A 20466-nucleotide genomic window follows, 5' to 3' on the forward strand; every position below is an offset into this window, starting at 1 on the left:
AAGGATGGGTTGCCCCATCCTCTCATTATTTTCGTGTCCATGTCGCCGTGATGTCGACGTCGGCCGCATGCATCAAGTTATGGATCGGGCACCGGGCCTCGACGCCTTTTTGTAGCGCCTCGATCCGTTCATCCGACTCGGTCGTGTCGAGCACGATGTTGACGTGCACGTTCTCGAAATAAGTCCGGACCCCTTCGACGCCTTGGAAGCCGCGCGGGTCGAGCGTCCCTTCCGTCGCGAACGTCACACCGTCATAGTTGAAGTCCTGGTCTTGCGCGACATAGGCGATCATGATCGTCGTACACGATGATAGCGCCCCGAGTAAGTATTCGAGCGGATTCGGTCCGGCATCGGTCCCGCCGAGACGTTCCGGCTCATCGACGATAAACGGCTCTAGGTCGCGCACATGCACCGTCGTCTTCACGCTCGTCGCTTCGCCCTCGGCCCGCATCGTCACTAATGGTTTTTCTGACATCCCATCTCCTCCTTTTGAAATCACATCTCTACTACCGTTCCCGTTATGTCGGACCGTGTAACGCGTCGTCGTAAATCGCATAGTCATTTTTACCTTGCTGCTTGATTTGATACATCGCTTGGTCCGCCTTATGAATCAACGTGTCCAAATCCATGCCTTGGTCTGGCGCGACACTGACGCCGATGCTTGCTCGAATCGGGATTACCCCGTGCCCTAGTTTGAACGGCCGTTCCACCAACGTCGTCCGCAGCCGCTCCACGAACATGACGATGTCCGCTTCTTCCACGTCCGTCAAATAGATGTAGAACTCGTCACCGCCGACGCGCGACGCGAGCCCGGTGTCCGGTGTCACTTCTTCGAGCAGGACGCCGAGGTGGATCAAGAAGTCATCGCCGACTTGATGGCCGTAAGTGTCGTTGACTCCTTTAAACCCGTCAAGGTCGAGGATGACGAGGGCAAGGTTGTCCGCTTGAAGCAACGCTTGATCAGCTTGTTCATAAAAAGCCCGACGATTGGCGAGCTTCGTGAGCGGGTCATGATAGGCGAAAAAACGAATCGACTGCTCCGCTTCCTTGAACGTGTGGACATCGCGAATCAAAATCATGCCGTGAATTTTTTGATCGATATAGACGAAGTCACCATCGATGACGACGTATCGTTCTTGTCCGGTCTTCGTCTGAACCTTCGTCTCGAACTCTAAAAACTTCTTTTGGGCCGTGAAGTGCTGTGTATAGTGATCGCACCATTCCTCACGCTTCTTCTCCGGCAATAGGTCGACGAACCGTTCATTGACGACACGGACCGTGTGGAACAACATGCGTGCGGCCGGGTTCGCACTCTCGATCCGACCAGTATCGTCGACGAGCAGAATGGCCGACGGGTTCAAGTTGTACAACGTCCCGTAGCGCTTGGCGTAAGAGGCGAGAAAATCGAGCCGGTTCATTGCCAAAACGAGCGCCACCGTCCAGACCAATCCGCCGTACATATACGCATAAGGCGGAATGACTCCACGAAATTGGAAGTAACCGAACACGATGTCCCAAATCAAGACGAGTACCGCCGTCAAGATGAGTAGACGCAGCACCCGTTGATGTTCATGCCGTTCTGCTCGTTTGAGCGCATACGCCAACAACAAAATAATCAGGAAGTGAAAGACGTTCCCAATCGTCATCGTCGTCAAATAAGAAACGTTGAATTCAGGATAAATCCAGAGCCCGACTTGGTCGAAGCGTTGACTGTTGATGATGTTCTCTTGTCGAATGAACGTCAGAGCAACCGGGATCAACGGTAAGTAGATTGCATACGGGTATACCCATTTCGGCATCTTCGCACCGACGCCCGTCACTTTGACGATGAAATGGACCGAAAAGATAAAGATCAAAATGCCGGCATTGCCGAACCAATAGGTAACGAACGCCGGGCTCGCTTCGATCGGTGACAAGTGACGGCCGAACTCCGCCAAAAACAGCATTGCGTAACCGAATACGAACAGGCTGAGCAGACGATGCTCGACTTGTCGCGGGTTACGTAACAAGACGTCGAGCGCGAGATGGCTCAACAAGAAGGCCGGCAGTAAATAGGCGGCCATATAGACAAATAACGCGGTCATGAACAGACCCCTTTCTTGAATAGATACGTCTTTACTTTCTCTATCGGCCGCATCAATTCCTTTTTCGAACGGGCTGACACATCACCGCAAAAAAGCGAGCGGATTTTCGAATCCGCTCGCTCACATGGTTTATATCGTCTCTTCGATTGCAGTGTCACCTTTGACCAAGTCGATGGCTTTGTTTGCCGCTTCTTGTCGACCGATGACATGGGCCAAGAACGCTGCGACATCCGCCCGCGGGATCTCGCCCGTCGACACGTTGTCGACGTTCACTTTGCCTGTACCGGCATCGTCTGTGAGTGCGCCTGGACGGACGATCGTATAGTCGAGTCCACTCTGTTCGAGCAAACGGTCCGCATGATGTTTTGCCACGTAGTACGGTTTCATCGAATCGGGCCATGCCGAGCGATCTTCCGCTTTCAAGGCACTGAGCATCACGAAGTGCTTGATGTTGCCGTTCGCTTGGGCCGCCTCGACACTTTTCGCTGCACCGTCTAGGTCGATGAGTAACGTTTTGTCGGCTCCCGTGCTGCCGCCCGAACCGGCCGCGAACACGACTGCGTCCATGCCGCTCATCGCTTGCTTCAACGTCTCAACGTCACCTTCTAAGTCTCCGAGAACCGCCTGATAGCCGTTCGCTTTGAACTCGTCTAGCTGCTCTTGTTTCCGCACCATCGCGGTGACTTCGTGCTTCCCATCCTGCTTCAATCGTTCTACGAGTTGCTTTCCAATCTGTCCATTCGCTCCAATTACAAATACGTTCATCTGTCTTCCTCCTCAAATAAAATTCAGAGACAAGCGAAACGCCGTGTGGCCATGGCCACGTCCGGTGCAGAAGCAATGGCCGAGATGACAGCTACGCCGTCAGCCCCGTCACGTCGAATCGCTTCGACGTGTTCAGGCATGATTCCACCAATCCCCACGATTGGCAAATGCTGAAACCGGGCTCGCACTTGCCGAATGAGCATCGTTCCATTCACTTCGGCCGCGTCTTGTTTCGACACAGTCGGATGAATCGGTCCAATTCCGACATAATCGGCGTATCTCGAAGCCGTTGCGGCTTGCTCGATCGAGTGGACCGAGACACCGAGCCACTTCTTTGAACCGATTCGCCGACGAACGACTTCGGCTGCTGCGTCCTCTTGTCCGACATGAACTCCGTCCGCATCGAGTTTGATTGCCAGCTCGACGTCATCGTTGACGATGAACGGGACACGGTACTGTCGACAAAGTGTATGCAACGCTCGTGCCATCGCTTCTTTTTTATCCCCATACAGTGGCTCTTTACCTTTTTCGCGAAATTGAAAACATGTCACACCACATTGAAGCGCCGTTTCGACCGTCTGAACGAGATCAAACGTATCCGCCGTGCCGCAGATGAAGTAGAGCTTTAACCGCTCAACGATAGGCGATGGATTCAATGGAAACCACCTCCTTCGGGTGCTTGTTATACGCCCAATGATTTGTCGGTCCATGCCCGCTGCCGATCTGCAATCCGTGGGCGATGGCACTATGGATGAACTGTTTCGCCTTCTGCGCGGCTTCCGTAACGGTATGCCCGTTCGCGAGCTCCGCTGTTAGCGCAGCCGAAAACGTGCAGCCGGTCCCGTGCGTATCTTTCGTCAGCAACCGTGGTGTCACCATTCGAAACGTATCAGTCTTCGTCATGACTAGGTCTTCGGCGAGAGGACCGTCCAAATGACCGCCTTTCAACATGACGACGTTTGCCCCGTAAGACAACAAGCGCTCAGCTGCTTTCATACGATCAGTGAACGTACAAATCGTCAAGCCGGTCAACACTTCAGCTTCAGGGATATTTGGCGTGACGACCGTCGCCATCGGTAACAGCCTCGTCCGTAGCGCGGTGACGGCGTCCCGTTCAAGCAAGGTCGCACCGCCTTTAGCGATCATGACCGGATCGACGACGACATTTTGAAATCGATGCTGCTCGATTGCGTCCGCCACGACGTCAATCAACTCACGATTGAACAGCATCCCGGTCTTGCACGCCGAGATGATAAAGTCTGATCCGACTGCATCGAGCTGGCGTGCGACGAGGTCGGCGGAGACGGCTTCGACACCGTGCACGCCACGCGTGTTTTGAGCCGTCACCGCGGTCACGACACTCGTGCCAAATACGCCTAATTCTTGAAACGTTTTCAAATCGGCTTGGATTCCGGCTCCCCCGCCAGAGTCCGAACCGGCGATGGTCAAGACTTGAGGCCTCATCGCGCGAACACCTCGATTCGGTCGCTCGGCAGGTCAGTTGACGTCATGGTAGCGAGCGCGTTGAGAAAGTGGATTGGGAAATCCCCCGGACCCGTCGCTGCTTCACTCGCCAACTCGCCGCATCGTGCATATCCGGTGAGCGCGGTCGAGGTTGCCGTCATCACGTCCGGTTCAACAGCAAGGAACGCACCGACGACCGCACTGAGTAGACAGCCGGTGCCCGTCGTCTCTGTCATGAGCGGATGCCCGCCTGATATCTCGATCGTGACTGTCCCGTCACTCACAACATCCGTTGCTCCGGTAATCGCGACGACACATCCGTATCGTCTCGCCGCTTGTTCAGCGAGTTGTTGCGGATGATGTGTGCCGCTTCCGGCGTCGACCCCTTTCGTCGTCCAACCGGCATCGACAAGCGTGGCGACTTCCCCGGCGTTCCCACGGATGACCGTGACGCGGACGTCTCGCAAAATCCGTTCGACGACGTCGCGGCGGAACGGTGTTGCCCCGACACCGACCGGGTCTAGGACGACAGGACGTCCCGACTGGTTCGCCGCTTGTCCAGCACAAATCATCGTCGCTTCGGTCATTGCGTCAAGCGTCCCGATGTTCAAGACGAGGGCATCGCTCACCGTCGCCATGTCTGCCACTTCTTCGATCGCATCGGCCATGACCGGGGACGCACCGATGGCGAGCAATCCGTTCGCCGAGAAGTTGGCCACCACTATGTTTGTGATGTTATGGACGAGCGGTCGCTTCAACCGGACGGCTTCCCATAGATCCGGCCTCATTGTCCCACCTCAAGCGGCAGTTCCCACGATTCGAGTGTCCAGGCCATCTCCCAAAACGCGAGCTCATAGTAGCAACTTTTCAAAAACAGTTGCTGATAGCGAATCCGTTCTGACTCCGTCGCTTGTCCCGCCAATTCGTCAAGTCGCTCGATCTGCTCTTCGACGAGTTCACGGAACCATTCCGAACCGTACGTCGCAATCCAAACAGAATAGATCGGATGGTCTGGCTCTGCGTCCTTCAAGCGCTCCCCGATCTCGTAATACACCCAGTAGCATGGAAGAATCGCCGCGAGCACGTCTCCGAGCGTCGGGCCGGCTTGTTGCATATGGAGCGCGTATGCATAAGCCGTCGGAGCTGGTTCGAACGTCGTCCACTCCATGTCACTCACCTCGAGCATCGTAAAAAATTCCCGATGCAACTCGTGCTCCGCCTCGATCGTGTGGAGGGCGTGCGTCAAAAATCGGCTCGCCAGCTCCATCGTCGGGGCAAGTGTAGCGCCCTTCGCCTGTACTTTCGAAAATTGATTCAAGTAGTACGAGTCTTGCATCACGTAATGCCGAAACTTCGCCTCGTCGAGCGTCCCGTCTCCGAGCGCGCGGACGAACGGATGGTGGAAACTCGCCTCAAACAAGGCTTTGGCCTCTTGGCGGATGTGTGCGGTAAATGTCATCGTATTCTCCTCCTTTGTATGAAAAAAGACGCCGCCTCCCATAACGGAAGCGGCGTCGGCCATACACAAAGAGTGTGAGAAAGGACGTTTCGCCCACTTCCCTCCGCTAGCGTGAACTAGATCAGGTTCAAAGGGTCTGGACCTTGTCCATCTCAGCCGCGTCAAGCGACTCCCCTAGTGGCAAACATTATGAAATTCGGTCATCTTCGACCACATCATATCAATCTTTTTGAAAAATGCAAACCCTTTAACGCGAGAAGCGACGGTTGAGCGCGGTCCCAAAATGCGAGAACCGTTCCGTCCCGAGCTTACGACGGTTCGAGGCCGCGAACACGTAATAATCGACCTTCCCCATAAAATAAATCAAGCGCAGTCCTGCGATAAAGAACGTGATGGTCGTGCTGATCGCAAAGCCGACCCCATACCAATCGATCCCGCGCGATAGTAACGACAACGTGAACAAGGCGTTCAATGTGAAGAACGATAGGTTGACGAACAACGCACCACGCCGGTCCTCAAAATAAAGCAAGAGCAGCGTCAGTACGAGAATCATCGCGTTCGCGAACGCGGCGAGCGTCGTCATCCGGAAAATTTGACCGACTTCTTCCGGGACACCAATCCAACCGACGAACACACCCGCCATCAGGATCGCGAACAAGGTGACAACACCTTGACTTCGCCCAAGTCGGATCAATTCATTTTTCAACACCGTCGTCATCGTCTGCTTCGCCTTCTCAATTTGGTGTAACGCCCCGCCATAATTGATCAAGCCGTAAAACGTTCGGTAGCGCTCGTAAAACCTTGTCTCGACAGCGACGACGAACAAGAGCTGGGTCGGGATGATCGTCAAGTACGACCAGAACACAGCCGTGTCATAATACGGATTGAACACGAACGAATCGGCAATCACCATGCGACCTTCACCAAACCAAATGATGAAGTTGGTCACCCAGATCCCAAGCACGTATAACACACCAATCGCGAACAAGTCCGGATACTTATCAAAGTACCGGAAGTATGAAAACTCTCGCGTCGCATACCTGAGCGGAAACGTCCGAAGCATCGCGAAGAATAGCCCGAACAGCGTCACGACCATCCCAACGGTAAAGCCAAACAGAAGCTCGAGGCTCGATGGGTTGACCATGAGACGACTGATCAAATAGACGCTCGCGACTGAAATAACCCCGCCTAGCAAGAAGCTGTAAGCGACCGCTTGATAAAATTTGGCGGCGCTCAAGAACAAGAACATGACCCAGATGACGTTGATGGTCATGAATAAGACGAACAGGACGAGCTTATAGGCGAAACTGAGCGGTGAAATCAGCCAAAACACGCTATACATGACGACGGCAGCGAGAATCGTCACTTTTAACATGCCGGTGAAGACAGGAAAGATCTCATGGGCTTTCTTTTCATAAAACAAATCGGCCACGTATCGCGTGACGACGAGCTGCTGAAAACTAAATAGAATTTGCGAGAAAATGAACGCGTAAGACACGGATAGCATAAACAGTGTCCGTTCCTCGAGTGACAACATCGGCATCTGAAACGCCAACCATTGAATCGTACCGACAACGAGGATGACGATCAGCCAAGGGCCCGATGTGACGAGACCGGAAAACGTGTACGCCTTCAGTCTTGAAGAGTAATAGTCTTCTTGAAACAGCTTTTGTAACTTAAACCCGATGCCCGCCATACTGTTCCCTCCTCGCTTCATAGATGGCTTTATAGCGGTCGACGAACTGTTGCAATCGATAATACTGACGGACACGCTCGCGGCCGTTTTTACCGAAGCGCATCCGTTCGCGCGGATAATCCATCATCCATTCGACTTTGTCAGCGATGGCTTCCGGATGGACCGGAGGAACGATGAAGCCGGCCGGACCGAACGGATCGTCAGCGCGTCCGTAAAGTAGTTCCGAACAAGCCCCGACATCGGTCGCCACCCAAGGGATGCCAGCCGCCATCCCTTCTAAAATGGCAAGCGGCTGCCCTTCCGATATGCTCGTCAACAACAACAAATCAAATTTCGGCAACCAGTCTTGTACGTTCACTTTCCCGACGAGTTCGACATAGTCGGTCAGCCCGCTCTGCTCAATCAGTAGACGACACTCTTCGGCGTACTCTTCGTCCTCATCAAGCGGACCCATGATCGTCAGTTTAAACAGCCGATGGCGCTCTTGAAGGATTTTTGCGGAATAAATCATCGTCTTCAAATCCTTGATCGGAACGAGGCGGACGATAGCCCCGATTTGGAACACATCATTCTCGGCTCGCTCAAGCGTAGCGTGGATATGACGGTCGTCAATCCCGTTGGCGATAATTTTCGTCTTCTCGCTAGGCGCGCCAATCCACTCTTGATATTCGCGATTCCGCTCAAACAGTGTGATAATCTCGTCGGCCGCGTTATACGCCTCGCGTGACAAGTGATGGAAAAAGCGAACCCATCTCGGTTTGTAAGGGGACGGAATCCAATAAGACTGAAGGATTTCTTCCTCGCGTTCACGTGAGTAGATGCCGTGTTCGGTCAAAATGAACGGGATACCTTGCGTCTCTTTCATGTAAGATGCGACGACACCGGCGTAGCCTGTCGAGATGGAGTGGACGAGATCGACTTTTGGTAACGGTTGATGCAACACACGCAAGATCGGCATATACATACTCTGCCACATCCAAAAATAATCGATGAACGAGCCACCGTTCATTTCTTCTGCGTAAGCCGATTTTACGTTTCTCCAAAAGAACTCGCTTGAGAAGAAGGCTTGGCTTGATGGGACTTGTTTCCCGAGAATGCCAAGCGCTTGCCGGTTCGGGTTTTTCAACATGAGCCATTCCGAAATTTTCCGCTCGTCTTCGGCGTCGAGCTTCATTCGACCCTTCGCCTTTTTATCCATATCGCTTAAATAAAGGTGTGTGATTCCTGACACGTTTTGCGGCAACTCATATTTCATATCTTCTGGCCGCTTGACCGATGGCTGAATCGAGATGATTTCAAACTCGACTTCCGGCATCGCTTCAATCAGCGTCTGCGTCCAACTCGAGACACCTCCGCTCACATACGGGTAACTCCCTTCTAACACGAGCCCAATCTTCATTGCGGGTCCCCCTTGATGGCGATTTCAGCGTTCGCTGATGTCAATTGGACGAGATAGAGTGGACGGTCCGCCTCCATCTGCTCGACCGTGCCGAATGCGAATTTGCCTGTGTCCAATGATTGGCCCACTTTTAGACGGACGGTGAAGTGTGACGGATTGACGAGTCCGTCCCCGGTCAAATAAATGGTCTCGTCATCAAACGTGACGTTCAAGTCTGCCTCTTGATACGTGATTAGTTTTTCCGTCGCATAGTGTTGTGTGTAGGCCTCTAAATAGGGATAGCTGACGTTAACATCATCGACGATTTTTTTCAAACTGGCGAACATCGTATCCCAGTCGCGACCGAAAGCACGGTCTGGGTCGATGACGTCATCCGGGTGGATAAAGTGTGAAAACACCCCAAAGTTAGCGATCGCATCGACCATTTGGAAGATCGAACCTCTTTCTTCCCCGTAGTCACTCGTGATGCGCGGGAAATGATAGATTCCGGTATGTGTCGTATCAAATTCGAACTCTTGGACAAAATCACCATTTTCCGGGTCACCGGTATAGAGTGACGCAATCGTCCGCAGTTCAGGCAACGCTTCAGCAATCGCGTCGACACCGGTACGATTGAGTGCATTCGAAGGTGGGACGTATGATTTGAGTTGTTCTGCCGGGAAATAGTTAGCAAATACCGACTCTGCCTGCAGCAGCGAACGCTTCATCTCGTCCTTGTCTTTCCACGGAATATATCCGTACGTCGGATCGATCGGTTCATCGGCCGTGACAAGTGATTGGTGATTGTATCCGTGCAACCCGATTTCACCACCCTGCGCCAATAGTTTTCGACCGAAATAGAGCATCGGGAACTCGCCGCGTTTAATCAATTTATCATCTAGCAGTTCCATCTCTTCTTCGTACGTCCCGATCATCGCGCCCGTATAAATGACGTCGTCATCTTGAGCCATGTCGACCATGTCTTTCCACCAATCTTCGGCAAAGAAGTCTTTGACCGATTTATCGAGTGGTGTCGCCGAGACATCTTTCATCTTGCCGTCCATGACTGGAGCCGGAAAGTCATCGATATACATGAGCTTAATCGCCGCTTGGGCACCCACGAACGCAGGCGGTAACGTTCCGAGCGTTTGGACGAACAGTCCGCGAATCATCTTTTGATCGGTGATCGTTGTATTCCAGTACAGAACGTTCCCATCACCGACCTCATATTCCCAAAGGACGGGAAACCCTTCCGCTGACAGCAAAACGTTCGCTTCGTCTGCAATTGCGAAGTCGACGACACTATGGACGAACAGATCGTCCGGTGGATTCAAGTCGACATAACCCGGGAAAATCGTTTCTTCGAAGTTCAGACCGTAAACGTCTGGAACGAATTCACCGATTTCTTCGATACCTGTCACTTCATTCCAAGCGGGGTCTTTGAAACGGTTGGCGAACACGACATTGCCTCCTTGTTCGACGAACCGTTTCGTCTCTTGCAATGGCCATGTCGCGGTTTGTTCTCCTGTAAATACGATGATGCTGTAGGGAGACGGCGTGATCGAACTGACCGCACCCGCATCAATTTCTCGAACGTCTAGTTTGGCGTAACGCAAACCATACAATAAATTATCTGCCGTATTGACCGCCAAATCACCTTCGTCTCGGACAAGGTAAACTTGAAGTTGTTGCTCTCCTGTTTTAGCGGAAGCATCACCTTGCAATTGGTCGATATTCATTCGTTGTTCAGCAACGTTCGGTAACAACGTATGCAAGGAATGAATCCTCAAGTATTGGATAGCACCGACGACGACGAGAAATAACACGATGAAGAGCGAGAATGAGATTACAGTTCGTTTTTCCATGATGTCGAATCACTCCATTCTTCAAACAACAGCCGGTGCTCATAAGGCACATCGTCTAACGAAAATTGTGTTTGCATCATAAACATGACAGCCTTCACCTCGGTCCACCGCTCCCGTTCATAGTAAAAATCGATGAGCATAAGATGGGCCTCGATGCGTTCCGGGAAATGGTGAACGTACTCCTTCAATATTTCAAGCTGATCTCTAGGACGTTTTAACGTGATGTAGACTTCGTTTAAATCCTCATAAATCCATGGCGACGGCGGATACAGTGTCTTCGCTGTCAAAATCTCTTTTAACCAGGCCTCACGTCTGTCTTTCAACATGACTTCCGTGATCAGTTCACTGTGAATCATCCGTTTGTAAATTGTCGCTAGCCGGCGAATCGTTTCCGGGTTTCCTAAATCGTATTCATGCTTCGCCAATTTCAACTCTTGCTCGTACTGATCGATGAGAATATTCATCGTCGCGGCCGCATAATGGACTGTTTCACTGTCCGTGCTATTAAGCCCCATCTGCAAGTATTTCCCTTGGTTATTGATGGACTGGTTGACGTGCGTCAAAATCGAGTGCTTGCGAATCGCCGGATCTTTTGAATTGATGGCATCGGCTAACGGCAGCAGGCTAGAGCTTGTTTTCGCATCGTGCCGAATCTGCTCATAATTGACGACCCGAAAATCAATATACTCATCGTAATCTTCAATCAGTCCGCTCCGATCGAAGCGTTCTGCGAAGCGATAAATTGCATATACTGCGACTTCCGCGACAAAAGGTAAAAATAGGCCGAAGCATAAAGCGACTACTGCCACCCCATAGTCTAGCGCTTTCATTTTCCGCTTCAACACCACTAACAAAACGAACGCCAAGATTGCGTGAATCACATAGAGCCCAATCCAAACTAAACTGTCGATGGCTTCCATGAACTCACACTCCCTTCTGGATCAAAATCCCTTCGATCCGATCATAAATTCGTTGACGGTTCTCCTCACTCGTTCCTGGGAGCAAGAGTAACAACTTGTTTTCGTCTTGGTCATAACCGACGATATCAATCTCTCGCAAATACGAATGCACGATCGCTTCAATACTTTCGAGCGAGACCGGTTCATAATCGAGCGCATACTCGAGTACGATGAACGGTTGATCGTGATGAAGTTTCTTTTGTTCTTGAAGCGCCACTATCTCGATGAACGCCTCTTTCTTGTAGAACGATGTGCCCGGGTAGCGCTTCTCGTGCTGCTCTTTACGAATCAAGTTTTGCGCGTTTGTGATTCGCGTCCCGATCCACGAGAACAGGATATTTAATACGTGGAGGTCATCTGTCGTCAATTTCCGGAGCGGCAGACGCTTAATGACGACAACTTCACGCGTCTCTCCGTCAATCACGATCGGAGCGAGCAACATCGGATCTGTGTCGTCATCATCGAGTTGCCGTAACATCGTCTCTTGGACTTGGAAGAAACGTTTGAACATGCTCGACGCCTCATCTAAGAAAATGGTTTGTGGAAACTCTTTCTTCTCGGCTTGGCGAATGATTAGACGCATCGACTTTTGCGATCGATCGACATGATAGATGGCGACGTCGCTCGCCAAGAAATATTTTTTAAGCAGACGAATCGTCTCGCTACGAATCAATTCAGGATGTGGCAGGTCAAGCGAGACAGCTAGTTCGTACAATTGATTTAAACTGTATTCCGATTGAAGTAATTTTTGACGAAGGGTCGTTTGCGAAGTGTTGAGTAAATCGACGGTCTCTTTCAAATACGTGTTTTCATCTTTCAGTTCTTCGTTGCGAAACTGACTGATTTCATAACGCTCTCGAAATGAAGTGCTAAACAAGCCGACGATGACAGTGAGTGCGAAGTAATAGAAAAGAGTGAGAAGTGAGTTTGTATCGTAGAACAGTAAGAAGATATCGCCTCCGACAAGTCCGGTGTAGAGGACTTTGTACAGAAGCAAGACGGCGAAACTGATCAACCCAAAGGTTGTTCCGTAACGTAGCGCAAATAAGATGGCGGCTACATAAAATAGGTTCAAATCATTTTGAATCGTCCCTAAATTGAAAGCTAAATCGATTCCAATCAATAGAGTAAACACGACAAGAATTTCGGCCCACTTAATCCACGGGCGGTCTTGAGCATATAGAATGATAATCCCCTCCCAACGCTTAGTCACAGCTTCATAACACGAATGTCATGCTTACTTATTTGGCGCTCGCAGCAAATTCCCCTGCTAATTATCTTAATTCCCTTCCTGAAAATCCCATGTATCATAATAAGTGGGTTCATGATAATGGATAAACCCGTTCGCTTCCGCCAAGTCTCGACTAATAGCTTCCTCTTGGTCCGAAACAGTAAGTACTGCAATCCCATACTGTTCTTGAATCACATTCATACGGTCCAACATTTCCATCGACCAAGAGTCCGATGTGATCTCCGAATAATTGAACCCCTCCCACATGAACCCGTCCACGTATGGAGCGCTCGTTCGTTCAAGCGTTTCGATTCCCCAATTTTGTACAATCGGGACCCCAGGGTAAGTCTGCTTAATCGCTTTTAAAAATGCTTCTAATCCGTTCAATTGCTCAGTCAAGTCTTTGGGATAGTCGAGGTGTACATCGTCGATATCTCCAACCGTGTCTAAAAAGATACCGTCCAAGTGTTTATTGATGACTTGCTTTTGAATCTCGCGCATCAAAATCTTCCGAAAATGGTCCGAACTGATATCTGTCAAATAGGAATCCCATTTCGGAAAATAAATCCGCTCTCCGTCCCGGTAGAAAAAATCGTCTTGTTTCATTTGACCGATCAGTTCCCGATTCCACGTGTCCGCTTCCATCACGTTTATATAGCCGAGCACTTTCGTGCCGTTCGAACGAATCGCTTCAATCTGCTCCGGTGTATACCAAATCGGTTCGATGATCACGAGATCATACCGGGTCATATCCTCGATAATCGCCTCGGTCGGAATGTTGTAAAAAATTTTGTACGAGCTGATTTTATCAAAATTAAATGGCGTCTTCGTGGTACATCCACCTAGCAGCAGAAGCAGCACTAAACTCGTCAACCTAAAGCGTCGCACACGGACACCTCCTTGTCGCAGAATCCTTCATGGTGCAATTAGGTCCGTTTGACGTCAATTGTTCAGGGAAACAACTTAGTATGACTTAGCAAAAAAGGAGAGATGAAGATGAATACGATTTTACTGACGGTTGCCCTCTTATTCGTCGGACTGAACGTATATACCTTCTTCCGCCGACAGACGTACCGGCAGACCGGATTTGACGGCCGATTATTTAGCCACCTTTTCATCAGCTTGTTAGGTGTGTTGATTGGGTTTGCCTTGGTTTATTACGTGTTGTCGTGGGACGGGGTCATTCTCGTCACGTCACTTGAGACGATGACCGCTGTCGAGCCATCATGGCAAAACCTGCTCTATTTCAGCGGCGTCACGCTTCTATCAATCGGATTTGGTGACTTACTGCCGGTTGGGCCGGCCCGTCTGTTCGCCCTACTCGAAGCGGCAATCGGAATCTTGCTCCCGACCGCGTTTTTCGTAAAATCGATGTACAAAAAAGAAGACTGACAAGCAGTCTTCTAACGTCCGGTGATAAGTAAAAACATGTTAAATGCGACGAGTCCAAGCGGAAATAAGGCCACGACAACGATTGGCCATTTCTTCGTCCGGATGCCGACAAATAAGAGTAAACTCCCCACTAGGAGCGCGATGAACGTCGTATACGGATTCAAGCGTCATTCCCCCTTCTATAGAGTGGGTTTCCCGACTCGGCTAAAAACTAATCGTTTGAAGTCCAAAGCGTCGAAAAAGCGTCACGAATCCGCTTGGACTCGTCGTCCCGAAATGAGTTGCCACTTTTCTCCGAAACACGCCGACTGAAGACGCAGAACTGCTCGACCAACGTTTCAAACGCGGCTGCAATCGCCGCAGGATCCGCGACCGGGTATGTCCGTAAGTATGCTTGCCAAGCTTGATTTGATAAGTGGTCCACCAAAGCGTCCCCAGCTTTCCCGATATTCGCGGAAAAGCCGGTCCTATATCCGACATCCCACGCCATCATCTGTCGGAGCATGTCTCGCATGATCGTCACGTGATCGAGCGCATACAGCAGTTGATTGCGCCTTAGTCCTTTCACGACATACAATGACACCCACCAAAACTCGTTCCAACACGACGCATAGTCAAACGCGCTCGGGCGTTTGACTCGGTACGTCTCATCGCTCGGCACAGGACGTCCTGCCGTGTCATCTTTATCGAGCATGACGAGACTGAGCGAATCTTCCGCAATCGCCTCCTGCACGACGCGAACAGGACGAACGGTCAGATCGATCCGATGACCGGCTGCAAACTGGACGAGAAACGCAAACCGCTCGTATCTTGTTTGAGACGGTGACTCGTCCGGTGTCTGCATGATCAACACCTCGCCGAACCGATCGATCCAGGATCGATCCGTTATGAACGATGATACGTCCAGAACGAAAAACGTGACATCTACATCTTGAAACCGGTCTGGGGAGACGTGCGGATTGACGAGCGATCCGTTCAACACCATGATTCGGATGTCTTCCCGCTCCTCCGCCAAAGCGAGTAGCTGCTCGAGCACCTGGTTATTGTTCATTCGACGATGGCCCCGAGCGAACGGGCGACTTGGACCGCCTGCATGACGTCGAGTTTCGTCTTTTTGAGCGCAACGTCCGTGAAATCGACCCCGTCCATGTCAGCACCTATGAAGTCGGCAGCCGTACAGTCCGCATGCTGCAGGACGGCACGTGTCAACGCAGCGTTCGTCCAGCGCGACTCCTTCAAGTCCGCCCCGTACAAATCAGCCTCTACTAGACGAACATCCGACCAATCCATTTTTCGGAGCGGTGCGTGACGCAAATTGACGAACGACCAGTCGCCCCCACGAACGGTCACGCCCTCAAACGTACACGACTCGAACGAAGAACCTGTCATCTTGCATTGATCGAACTCACTTAAAAACAAATTCGCCCCATTGAATTGACAGTTTAAAAACGAACTGCCGACGTGGCGCGATGCGTTCCATTTCGAGTCGGTAAAGTCACAGTTGATGAAGCGGCACTGCTCGGTCTCGAACTCGGTCGCGTCGATGTATGTGAACCGACAGTTCTCGAACGTCACGTGTGAAAGTTGAAGGTCACGGAACGAGGACTCGCGAAAATCTTGTCCTTCGTAAGACTCATTTAATTGAAACATGTCCTGCCTCCTTGGCGTATACTGATTGTAGCTAAAGGAATGGAGTGATGAAAGATGGATATCGTATTTCCGACCGATCAAGGCACGTTCAACTACCGCGTCGCCGGCATCTGGGTCCAAGATGGTCGTTTGCTCATTCATCGGAACGCGAATGATGACTTTTGGGCATTGCCGGGCGGCCGCGTCGGCATCGGCGAAGAAGCCGAACTCGCTTTGATGCGCGAACTGCAAGAAGAGCTCAACGCGACACTGACGGGAACGACGTTCGCTTTCGTCTCCGAAAATTTCTTCACGTACTTAGAACGCACGGTTCACGAGATCGGCATGTATTTTTATGTATCGGGTGACCTACCGCTCCGGACCGGGGACTTTCACGGACCAGAAGGAGATCACCTCATCTATCGTTGGCAGCCGCTCGAGTCGCTCCGTGAACTGAGACTCTTCCCGGAGACGCTCTATGCGTTGCCGCAGTCGCTCCCACCACACTTTATCGACCGCTGAGCCTTATAAAATCGATTTCAACTCGTTCAAATCTTGAATCTCATACGTCGTCTCGACCGTCGCCGCAACCTCATGCGGGTTGTACCAGCACGTATCGAGGCCGTACATGCGTCCTCCGGCGATGTCCGCCGTCAGCGAGTCACCGACGATGAGCCCACGCTCTGGTGACACGTTCGGGACACGGTCGAACACGTAATCGAAGAACGGTTTCATCGGCTTTTGCGATCCCGTCGCGTCGGAGACGAACACGTCCTTGAAATACGGGAGCAACCCCGACGCCTCAAGCCGCTTGAACTGTGTCTCTGTCACACCGTTCGTGACGATATAGAGCGGATACTGTTCACTGAGCGTTTGCACGAGTTCGAGTGCCCCGTCGATGATGTGCACCCCGTCGTGCAAATGGTCTCGATAGCGCTGTTCGACTTCATGCGCATCGATCGTGATGCCGAGCGTGTCGAACAGTTGCGTGTGGCGGCCCATCAAGACGTCTTCCCGTCCGACCTCACCGCGTTCAAACGCGCGCCATAGCCCGTTGTTGATCGTCACGTATTGTTGTTTTAACGCATCGGTCATCCGGACGTTATGTGAGGCGAGCAATTGCTCCAAGGCGACGTGCTCGCTCCGTTTAAAGTCTAGCAACGTATCGTCGACATCAAATAAAATAGCTTCATACCGTTTCATAATTTGAATTACCCCTCTCTGCCTCTAATGTACAGGAACAGGCCGAGAAGTTCAAAACAAGGAGTGAGTCCCATGGCTAAACGACCGATCACCAATCTCGAGTATTCAGATAAAGAACGTGAATCATTTTTCTACTTGACCGATGAAATGTTCGGCATCGATTTTCGCGGATGGTATTTGGATGGAGAATGGACCGACCGCTATCGCTGTTATTCGTTGACGTTCTACCGGAACATCATCTCGAACGTCAGCATGAGCCGGATGACCCTCGTGACGGACGGAACCGCTCGTGAGATGTATCAAATCGGGACGGTCATGACGGACGAGGACCGACAAGGACAAGGACTCGCCACCCGCGTCTTCAAGCACCTCTTCAAACAACATGACGCCGATGGATTGCCTTATATTTTAGCTTGTAACGAGGGCCTCGAAACGTTTTATGAGAAGCAAGGGTTCACTGTCCAACGCGAACCGGAGCTATTTGTCTCCGTGTCGGGCTCGGCGCCCCCGCTCGAACACGTCGACGTCGACGCCGAGCGGTGGCGTCGGTTCAAACTGGAGTCGCTCCCGTACTCACCCCGGCTCTATACGACGGACGACATGCATATTTGGATGTTCAGTTTCTATCAAGGCCTGAACGAGGACGTCTATCGCTTCGACGACGTGCATGTCATCTATTTTATTGAGCGCACGCGTCTGCATTTGTTCGCGGTGCTGTCGCCTCGGCCTGTCGATATGCGTGACGTCGTGGCACGGCTCTCCTTTGATGGAATCGCGGAAATCGTCTTTGAATTCACACCTGACTTGCCCGATGTCGAACGACGTGCGGCACGTGCACGTGACGGACAATGGATGATCCGCATGAGTGACGGCCACCTTTTCCCGGAAGGCTGTCGCTTCCCGAGTTTATCGAAAGCATGAAATAACGCGCCTTGCAACAGAGTCTGATGGTGCGAGCGTACTCATAAGAGAAGAGGACCGTTCCGACAATAGGTCAGAATGGTCCTCTTCTCTTATCCAAGAATATTTTTTTGGTTCTCAAACGCTGTTTTTAAACAATGAGCCGCCTCTTTCACCGCCCGTTTCGCCTCTGGGACGAACGCATAGTAGTTCGTGAAGCCGTGGATCAGCCCCCCGTAATTTTTATACGTCACCGGGACACCGAGGCTGATCAATTTGTTCGCATAAGCCCGACCGACGTCACGGAGCGGGTCGTACTCGGCCGTCAGTAGTGTCGTCGCAGGCAGTTGTTCTAATCGATCGGACAAAATTGGCGACGCATACGGATGTGTCAACTCATTTTCGTCATTAAAATATTGCTGCTGGAACCAACGGATCAACCCTTCGTCAAGCAAGTAGCCGGTAGCGTAATCAATCAAAGATAACGGCAAGTTCTCTTCGGTCCCGGTCACCGGGTAAAACAGGAGCTGATGAACGAGTGACGGCCCCCCGCGCTCACTCGTAATCAATGCGCTGACCGTGGCGAGCGTCCCGCCGGCACTGTCGCCGCCGACGGCGAGTCGTGACGCATCTACGTTTAATTCCGAAGCGTGTTCCCCGATCCAAACGAGTGCATCGTAAGCGTCTTCGACCGGGGCTGGAAATTTATGTTCCGGCGCGAGGCGATACCCGACCGAGATGACGGTACAGTCCGCCTCGTTCGCGAGGGTGCGGCAAATCGCATCGTGTGTCTCGATGCTGCCGGTGACGTAACCGCCGCCGTGATAGTAGACAAGTGCCGGGGCGGTCGTTGCTCCTGACCGATAAATCCGAATCGGGAGCGTACGCCCTGGGAGCGAGAGATCCAAGTCCTCGACTTCGTGAACGTGCTCTTTATGCTGGAACCTCGTCAGCACTGCATCTTCCTGTCGTCTTAACTCGAGTGGGTTCATTTGCTCATATGTGGGTGACATCTGATTTTTAAATTGATCCAAATAAAATTGAATCGTCGGATTGACTGGCAATGGGAACCCCTTCTTTCTCTATTGGCGTACAGTTTCCTATTCCCAGCCGAACCCGTCATTAAGCAGACTCGCACACTTTTCGAAATTTAGAATGATAAAAGAATGCCAAGACGACACCGATAACGAACAAGACCGTCCAAGCGATGCCTAACAATCGAGCTAGCATCTATGACAAACGTCTTAGACTTCCTCCTGTTGATTCTTTTTCCACCAGACGAACATAACGATTCCCATGCCGACGAACAGAACCATCATTGAGAAAATCAACTGTTGTTCAAGCGGCAGGCTCGTTTGCGCGAACACATATTGCGGCACAAACAGTAGAAGTGGAATAATCAGATTGATCCACGTCTTCGTCCACACCGACACGATGACGAGTGTGAGCACTGCTAGCCCGAACAACACGAACTGCCCGACCGTCCCAAACGTGATCTTCGGTGTCTCAACGAGCAGGTCGAAAGTCATCAAGCCTAGGAATAGCGTCATCGGCAATGCACCGAGCGCGGCATACGTCAACCCAGTTTTCATCTTGCCGCGAGACGAACCGGTCGACATCTTACGGAACACTTGTGTCACGGCGAGTAAAAGTATGACGGCGACGAGTGGGAAGCCGATCAGTTGGACCGTCGAGAACGTCATCTCTCCTTGAATAAAGTTTCCGATGATGATGTAGGCGAATACGCTCGGAATGATCATGCCGACAACTTTCACTACCCCTTTCACGTCAAACGCCATCTCGCTCCCGAGTTGGCGCATATACGCCTCAGGGCTCTGTCCGACGACATCGTCTACGCTTTTCCCTGCTCGCTCCGCTTCTTCTAAATGGTCTTTCAATTCTTCGGTCACGTCCTTCACTTCCCGTTCTGATTTCCCACTCGACATGAGATAGACCGCCAAATCATCTAAAAAATCACGACTCTTTTTCGAAAGTTCCACGTTCATTCCCCTCTCCTAGTACGCGGTCAACACCGCTCGACACATCTGCCCAACGCTTCCGGAACGCCATTAATTCCTGTTCCCCAGCTTCCGTCAATACGTAATACTTTCGTTTCGGACCTCCTGAAGGCAGAGGTTTTTGAACCGTCTCGACCCACCCCTCTTTCTTCATCCGTAACAGAACCGGGTAGATACTGCCTTCGCTCACCATCGTGAAACCGTACGCTTGAAGTTTCTCCGACATCTCATAGCCGTACGTCTCCCCTTTTGCGATGATGGCGAGCAGACACCCTTCGAGCAGACCTTTCAACATTTGACTCATCGCCATGGCGTGACCTCACTTTCTCCAAACTATCTTGTTATACATAATAGTAATGGAAGGTAATTTCAATTGCAACTACTTTGTAAAACAAGATAGTTGCGCATCGAAAGGTTTAATTT

At 51.4% G+C, this 20466-nt stretch carries 23 protein-coding genes and 1 riboswitch; of the genes, 3 read left to right on the forward strand and 20 right to left on the reverse strand.

The features are described from left to right. Positions 1 to 25: 25 nt before the first annotated feature. The 13 genes from EVJ29_RS08555 to EVJ29_RS08615 form a co-directional block, all read right to left on the reverse strand. Positions 26 to 475 carry an OsmC family protein gene (locus EVJ29_RS08555; RefSeq protein ID WP_016509231.1) on the reverse strand — a complete coding sequence of 150 codons (450 nt, stop codon included), beginning with the start codon at positions 473 to 475 and terminating at the stop codon, positions 26 to 28. 43 nt (positions 476 to 518) lie between these two features. Next, the gene (locus EVJ29_RS08560) at positions 519 to 2084 is read right to left on the reverse strand and encodes a GGDEF domain-containing protein (RefSeq protein ID WP_071398520.1); all 1566 of its coding nucleotides are present in this window, start codon (positions 2082 to 2084) and stop codon (positions 519 to 521) included. Between the two features lie 129 nt (positions 2085 to 2213). Further along, on the reverse strand, positions 2214 to 2849 hold the full coding sequence (locus EVJ29_RS08565) for an SDR family oxidoreductase (protein ID WP_070329462.1): 636 nt from the start codon (positions 2847 to 2849) through the stop codon (positions 2214 to 2216). 23 nt (positions 2850 to 2872) lie between these two features. After that, positions 2873 to 3544 (reverse strand): thiamine phosphate synthase, encoded by a 672-nt coding sequence (gene thiE / locus EVJ29_RS08570; protein ID WP_370252133.1) that lies wholly within the window; start codon positions 3542 to 3544, stop codon positions 2873 to 2875. Then, positions 3483 to 4313 (reverse strand): bifunctional hydroxymethylpyrimidine kinase/phosphomethylpyrimidine kinase, encoded by an 831-nt coding sequence (gene thiD / locus EVJ29_RS08575; RefSeq protein WP_131464799.1) that lies wholly within the window; start codon positions 4311 to 4313, stop codon positions 3483 to 3485. Before thiD ends, thiE begins: the two co-directional genes overlap by 62 nt. Further along, complete coding sequence (thiM, locus tag EVJ29_RS08580) at positions 4310 to 5101, reverse strand: hydroxyethylthiazole kinase (protein ID WP_131504970.1); 792 nt, start codon at positions 5099 to 5101, stop codon at positions 4310 to 4312. The genes thiD and thiM overlap by 4 nt, the downstream gene beginning before the upstream one ends. Continuing rightward, positions 5098 to 5772, reverse strand: a complete 675-nt coding sequence (tenA, locus tag EVJ29_RS08585; protein WP_131504971.1) for a thiaminase II — start codon at positions 5770 to 5772, stop codon at positions 5098 to 5100. Before tenA ends, thiM begins: the two co-directional genes overlap by 4 nt. A gap of 81 nt (positions 5773 to 5853) precedes the next feature. Then, a riboswitch (TPP riboswitch) is annotated at positions 5854 to 5958 on the reverse strand. A gap of 61 nt (positions 5959 to 6019) precedes the next feature. Continuing rightward, positions 6020 to 7468 carry an exopolysaccharide Pel transporter PelG gene (gene pelG, locus EVJ29_RS08590; protein WP_070329467.1) on the reverse strand — a complete coding sequence of 483 codons (1449 nt, stop codon included), beginning with the start codon at positions 7466 to 7468 and terminating at the stop codon, positions 6020 to 6022. Continuing rightward, positions 7449 to 8867 carry a GT4 family glycosyltransferase PelF gene (gene pelF / locus EVJ29_RS08595; protein WP_070329468.1) on the reverse strand — a complete coding sequence of 473 codons (1419 nt, stop codon included), beginning with the start codon at positions 8865 to 8867 and terminating at the stop codon, positions 7449 to 7451. Before pelF ends, pelG begins: the two co-directional genes overlap by 20 nt. Beyond that, positions 8864 to 10711: a DUF2194 domain-containing protein gene (locus tag EVJ29_RS08600; RefSeq protein ID WP_070329469.1), complete on the reverse strand. Its 1848-nt coding sequence runs from the start codon at positions 10709 to 10711 to the stop codon at positions 8864 to 8866. Before EVJ29_RS08600 ends, pelF begins: the two co-directional genes overlap by 4 nt. After that, entirely contained in the window at positions 10693 to 11631 is a 939-nt protein-coding gene (locus EVJ29_RS08605; RefSeq protein WP_131504972.1) for a tetratricopeptide repeat protein, read from the reverse strand. The genes EVJ29_RS08600 and EVJ29_RS08605 overlap by 19 nt, the downstream gene beginning before the upstream one ends. 4 nt (positions 11632 to 11635) lie before the next feature. Further along, positions 11636 to 12883, reverse strand: coding sequence for a GAF domain-containing protein (locus EVJ29_RS08610; RefSeq protein ID WP_131504973.1), 1248 nt, complete (start codon positions 12881 to 12883; stop codon positions 11636 to 11638). A 66-nt stretch (positions 12884 to 12949) separates the two neighbouring features. Then, complete coding sequence (locus EVJ29_RS08615; RefSeq protein WP_236633487.1) at positions 12950 to 13789, reverse strand: putative glycoside hydrolase; 840 nt, start codon at positions 13787 to 13789, stop codon at positions 12950 to 12952. A 108-nt stretch (positions 13790 to 13897) separates the two neighbouring features. Here EVJ29_RS08615 and EVJ29_RS08620 point away from each other — a divergent pair, with 108 nt between their 5' ends. Then, on the forward strand, positions 13898 to 14293 hold the full coding sequence (locus EVJ29_RS08620) for an ion channel (RefSeq protein WP_070329472.1): 396 nt from the start codon (positions 13898 to 13900) through the stop codon (positions 14291 to 14293). A gap of 11 nt (positions 14294 to 14304) precedes the next feature. On the opposite strand, the gene EVJ29_RS15495 is transcribed toward EVJ29_RS08620, so the two are convergent. The 3 genes from EVJ29_RS15495 to EVJ29_RS08630 are packed head-to-tail and all read right to left on the reverse strand — an operon-like array spanning position 14305 to position 15943. After that, positions 14305 to 14457: a hypothetical protein gene (locus EVJ29_RS15495; protein ID WP_167615759.1), complete on the reverse strand. Its 153-nt coding sequence runs from the start codon at positions 14455 to 14457 to the stop codon at positions 14305 to 14307. A gap of 47 nt (positions 14458 to 14504) precedes the next feature. Next, positions 14505 to 15344 carry an aminoglycoside 6-adenylyltransferase gene (locus EVJ29_RS08625; protein WP_131504974.1) on the reverse strand — a complete coding sequence of 280 codons (840 nt, stop codon included), beginning with the start codon at positions 15342 to 15344 and terminating at the stop codon, positions 14505 to 14507. Further along, positions 15341 to 15943 carry a pentapeptide repeat-containing protein gene (locus EVJ29_RS08630; RefSeq protein WP_131504975.1) on the reverse strand — a complete coding sequence of 201 codons (603 nt, stop codon included), beginning with the start codon at positions 15941 to 15943 and terminating at the stop codon, positions 15341 to 15343. The genes EVJ29_RS08625 and EVJ29_RS08630 overlap by 4 nt, the downstream gene beginning before the upstream one ends. Before the next feature lie 54 nt (positions 15944 to 15997). Between EVJ29_RS08630 and EVJ29_RS08635 the strand changes: the two genes are divergently transcribed. Next, the gene (locus EVJ29_RS08635) at positions 15998 to 16444 is read left to right on the forward strand and encodes an NUDIX hydrolase (protein WP_131468406.1); all 447 of its coding nucleotides are present in this window, start codon (positions 15998 to 16000) and stop codon (positions 16442 to 16444) included. A gap of 3 nt (positions 16445 to 16447) precedes the next feature. On the opposite strand, the gene EVJ29_RS08640 is transcribed toward EVJ29_RS08635, so the two are convergent. After that, on the reverse strand, positions 16448 to 17125 hold the full coding sequence (locus EVJ29_RS08640) for a YjjG family noncanonical pyrimidine nucleotidase (RefSeq protein WP_131468408.1): 678 nt from the start codon (positions 17123 to 17125) through the stop codon (positions 16448 to 16450). 72 nt (positions 17126 to 17197) lie between these two features. On the opposite strand from EVJ29_RS08640, the gene EVJ29_RS08645 reads away from it, so the two are divergent. Continuing rightward, on the forward strand, positions 17198 to 18046 hold the full coding sequence (locus EVJ29_RS08645; protein ID WP_161567017.1) for a GNAT family N-acetyltransferase: 849 nt from the start codon (positions 17198 to 17200) through the stop codon (positions 18044 to 18046). Positions 18047 to 18138: 92 nt separating this feature from the next. Here EVJ29_RS08645 and EVJ29_RS08650 read toward each other — a convergent pair whose 3' ends face one another. The 3 genes from EVJ29_RS08650 to EVJ29_RS08660 form a co-directional block, all read right to left on the reverse strand. Beyond that, on the reverse strand, positions 18139 to 19089 hold the full coding sequence (locus EVJ29_RS08650; RefSeq protein WP_070329269.1) for an alpha/beta hydrolase: 951 nt from the start codon (positions 19087 to 19089) through the stop codon (positions 18139 to 18141). Positions 19090 to 19269: 180 nt separating this feature from the next. After that, positions 19270 to 20031 (reverse strand): HAAS domain-containing protein, encoded by a 762-nt coding sequence (locus tag EVJ29_RS08655; RefSeq protein WP_070329270.1) that lies wholly within the window; start codon positions 20029 to 20031, stop codon positions 19270 to 19272. Further along, the gene (locus EVJ29_RS08660) at positions 20000 to 20353 is read right to left on the reverse strand and encodes a PadR family transcriptional regulator (RefSeq protein ID WP_070329271.1); all 354 of its coding nucleotides are present in this window, start codon (positions 20351 to 20353) and stop codon (positions 20000 to 20002) included. Before EVJ29_RS08660 ends, EVJ29_RS08655 begins: the two co-directional genes overlap by 32 nt. Positions 20354 to 20466 lie beyond the last annotated feature (113 nt).

It is taken from the genome of Exiguobacterium sp. SH4S7 (assembly GCF_004336795.1).
GTDB lineage: Bacteria > Bacillota > Bacilli > Exiguobacteriales > Exiguobacteriaceae > Exiguobacterium > Exiguobacterium aurantiacum_A.

What these genes read in the sequence shown, in the direction of transcription:
- EVJ29_RS08555 (WP_016509231.1), bottom strand. Translation starts at nt 475, where the DNA reads ATGTCAGAAAAACCATTAGTGACGATGCGGGCCGAGGGCGAAGCGACG.
- EVJ29_RS08630 (WP_131504975.1), bottom strand. Translation starts at nt 15,943, where the DNA reads ATGTTTCAATTAAATGAGTCTTACGAAGGACAAGATTTTCGCGAGTCC.
- thiD (WP_131464799.1), bottom strand. Translation starts at nt 4,313, where the DNA reads ATGAGGCCTCAAGTCTTGACCATCGCCGGTTCGGACTCTGGCGGGGGA.
- EVJ29_RS08600 (WP_070329469.1), bottom strand. Translation starts at nt 10,711, where the DNA reads ATGGAAAAACGAACTGTAATCTCATTCTCGCTCTTCATCGTGTTATTT.
- EVJ29_RS08605 (WP_131504972.1), bottom strand. Translation starts at nt 11,631, where the DNA reads ATGGAAGCCATCGACAGTTTAGTTTGGATTGGGCTCTATGTGATTCAC.
- EVJ29_RS08565 (WP_070329462.1), bottom strand. Translation starts at nt 2,849, where the DNA reads ATGAACGTATTTGTAATTGGAGCGAATGGACAGATTGGAAAGCAACTC.
- pelG (WP_070329467.1), bottom strand. Translation starts at nt 7,468, where the DNA reads ATGGCGGGCATCGGGTTTAAGTTACAAAAGCTGTTTCAAGAAGACTAT.
- EVJ29_RS08620 (WP_070329472.1), top strand. Translation starts at nt 13,898, where the DNA reads ATGAATACGATTTTACTGACGGTTGCCCTCTTATTCGTCGGACTGAAC.
- EVJ29_RS08660 (WP_070329271.1), bottom strand. Translation starts at nt 20,353, where the DNA reads ATGGCGATGAGTCAAATGTTGAAAGGTCTGCTCGAAGGGTGTCTGCTC.
- EVJ29_RS08655 (WP_070329270.1), bottom strand. Translation starts at nt 20,031, where the DNA reads ATGAACGTGGAACTTTCGAAAAAGAGTCGTGATTTTTTAGATGATTTG.
- tenA (WP_131504971.1), bottom strand. Translation starts at nt 5,772, where the DNA reads ATGACATTTACCGCACACATCCGCCAAGAGGCCAAAGCCTTGTTTGAG.
- thiM (WP_131504970.1), bottom strand. Translation starts at nt 5,101, where the DNA reads ATGAGGCCGGATCTATGGGAAGCCGTCCGGTTGAAGCGACCGCTCGTC.
- EVJ29_RS08625 (WP_131504974.1), bottom strand. Translation starts at nt 15,344, where the DNA reads ATGAACAATAACCAGGTGCTCGAGCAGCTACTCGCTTTGGCGGAGGAG.
- EVJ29_RS08645 (WP_161567017.1), top strand. Translation starts at nt 17,198, where the DNA reads ATGGCTAAACGACCGATCACCAATCTCGAGTATTCAGATAAAGAACGT.
- EVJ29_RS08640 (WP_131468408.1), bottom strand. Translation starts at nt 17,125, where the DNA reads ATGAAACGGTATGAAGCTATTTTATTTGATGTCGACGATACGTTGCTA.
- EVJ29_RS08560 (WP_071398520.1), bottom strand. Translation starts at nt 2,084, where the DNA reads ATGACCGCGTTATTTGTCTATATGGCCGCCTATTTACTGCCGGCCTTC.
- EVJ29_RS08635 (WP_131468406.1), top strand. Translation starts at nt 15,998, where the DNA reads ATGGATATCGTATTTCCGACCGATCAAGGCACGTTCAACTACCGCGTC.
- pelF (WP_070329468.1), bottom strand. Translation starts at nt 8,867, where the DNA reads ATGAAGATTGGGCTCGTGTTAGAAGGGAGTTACCCGTATGTGAGCGGA.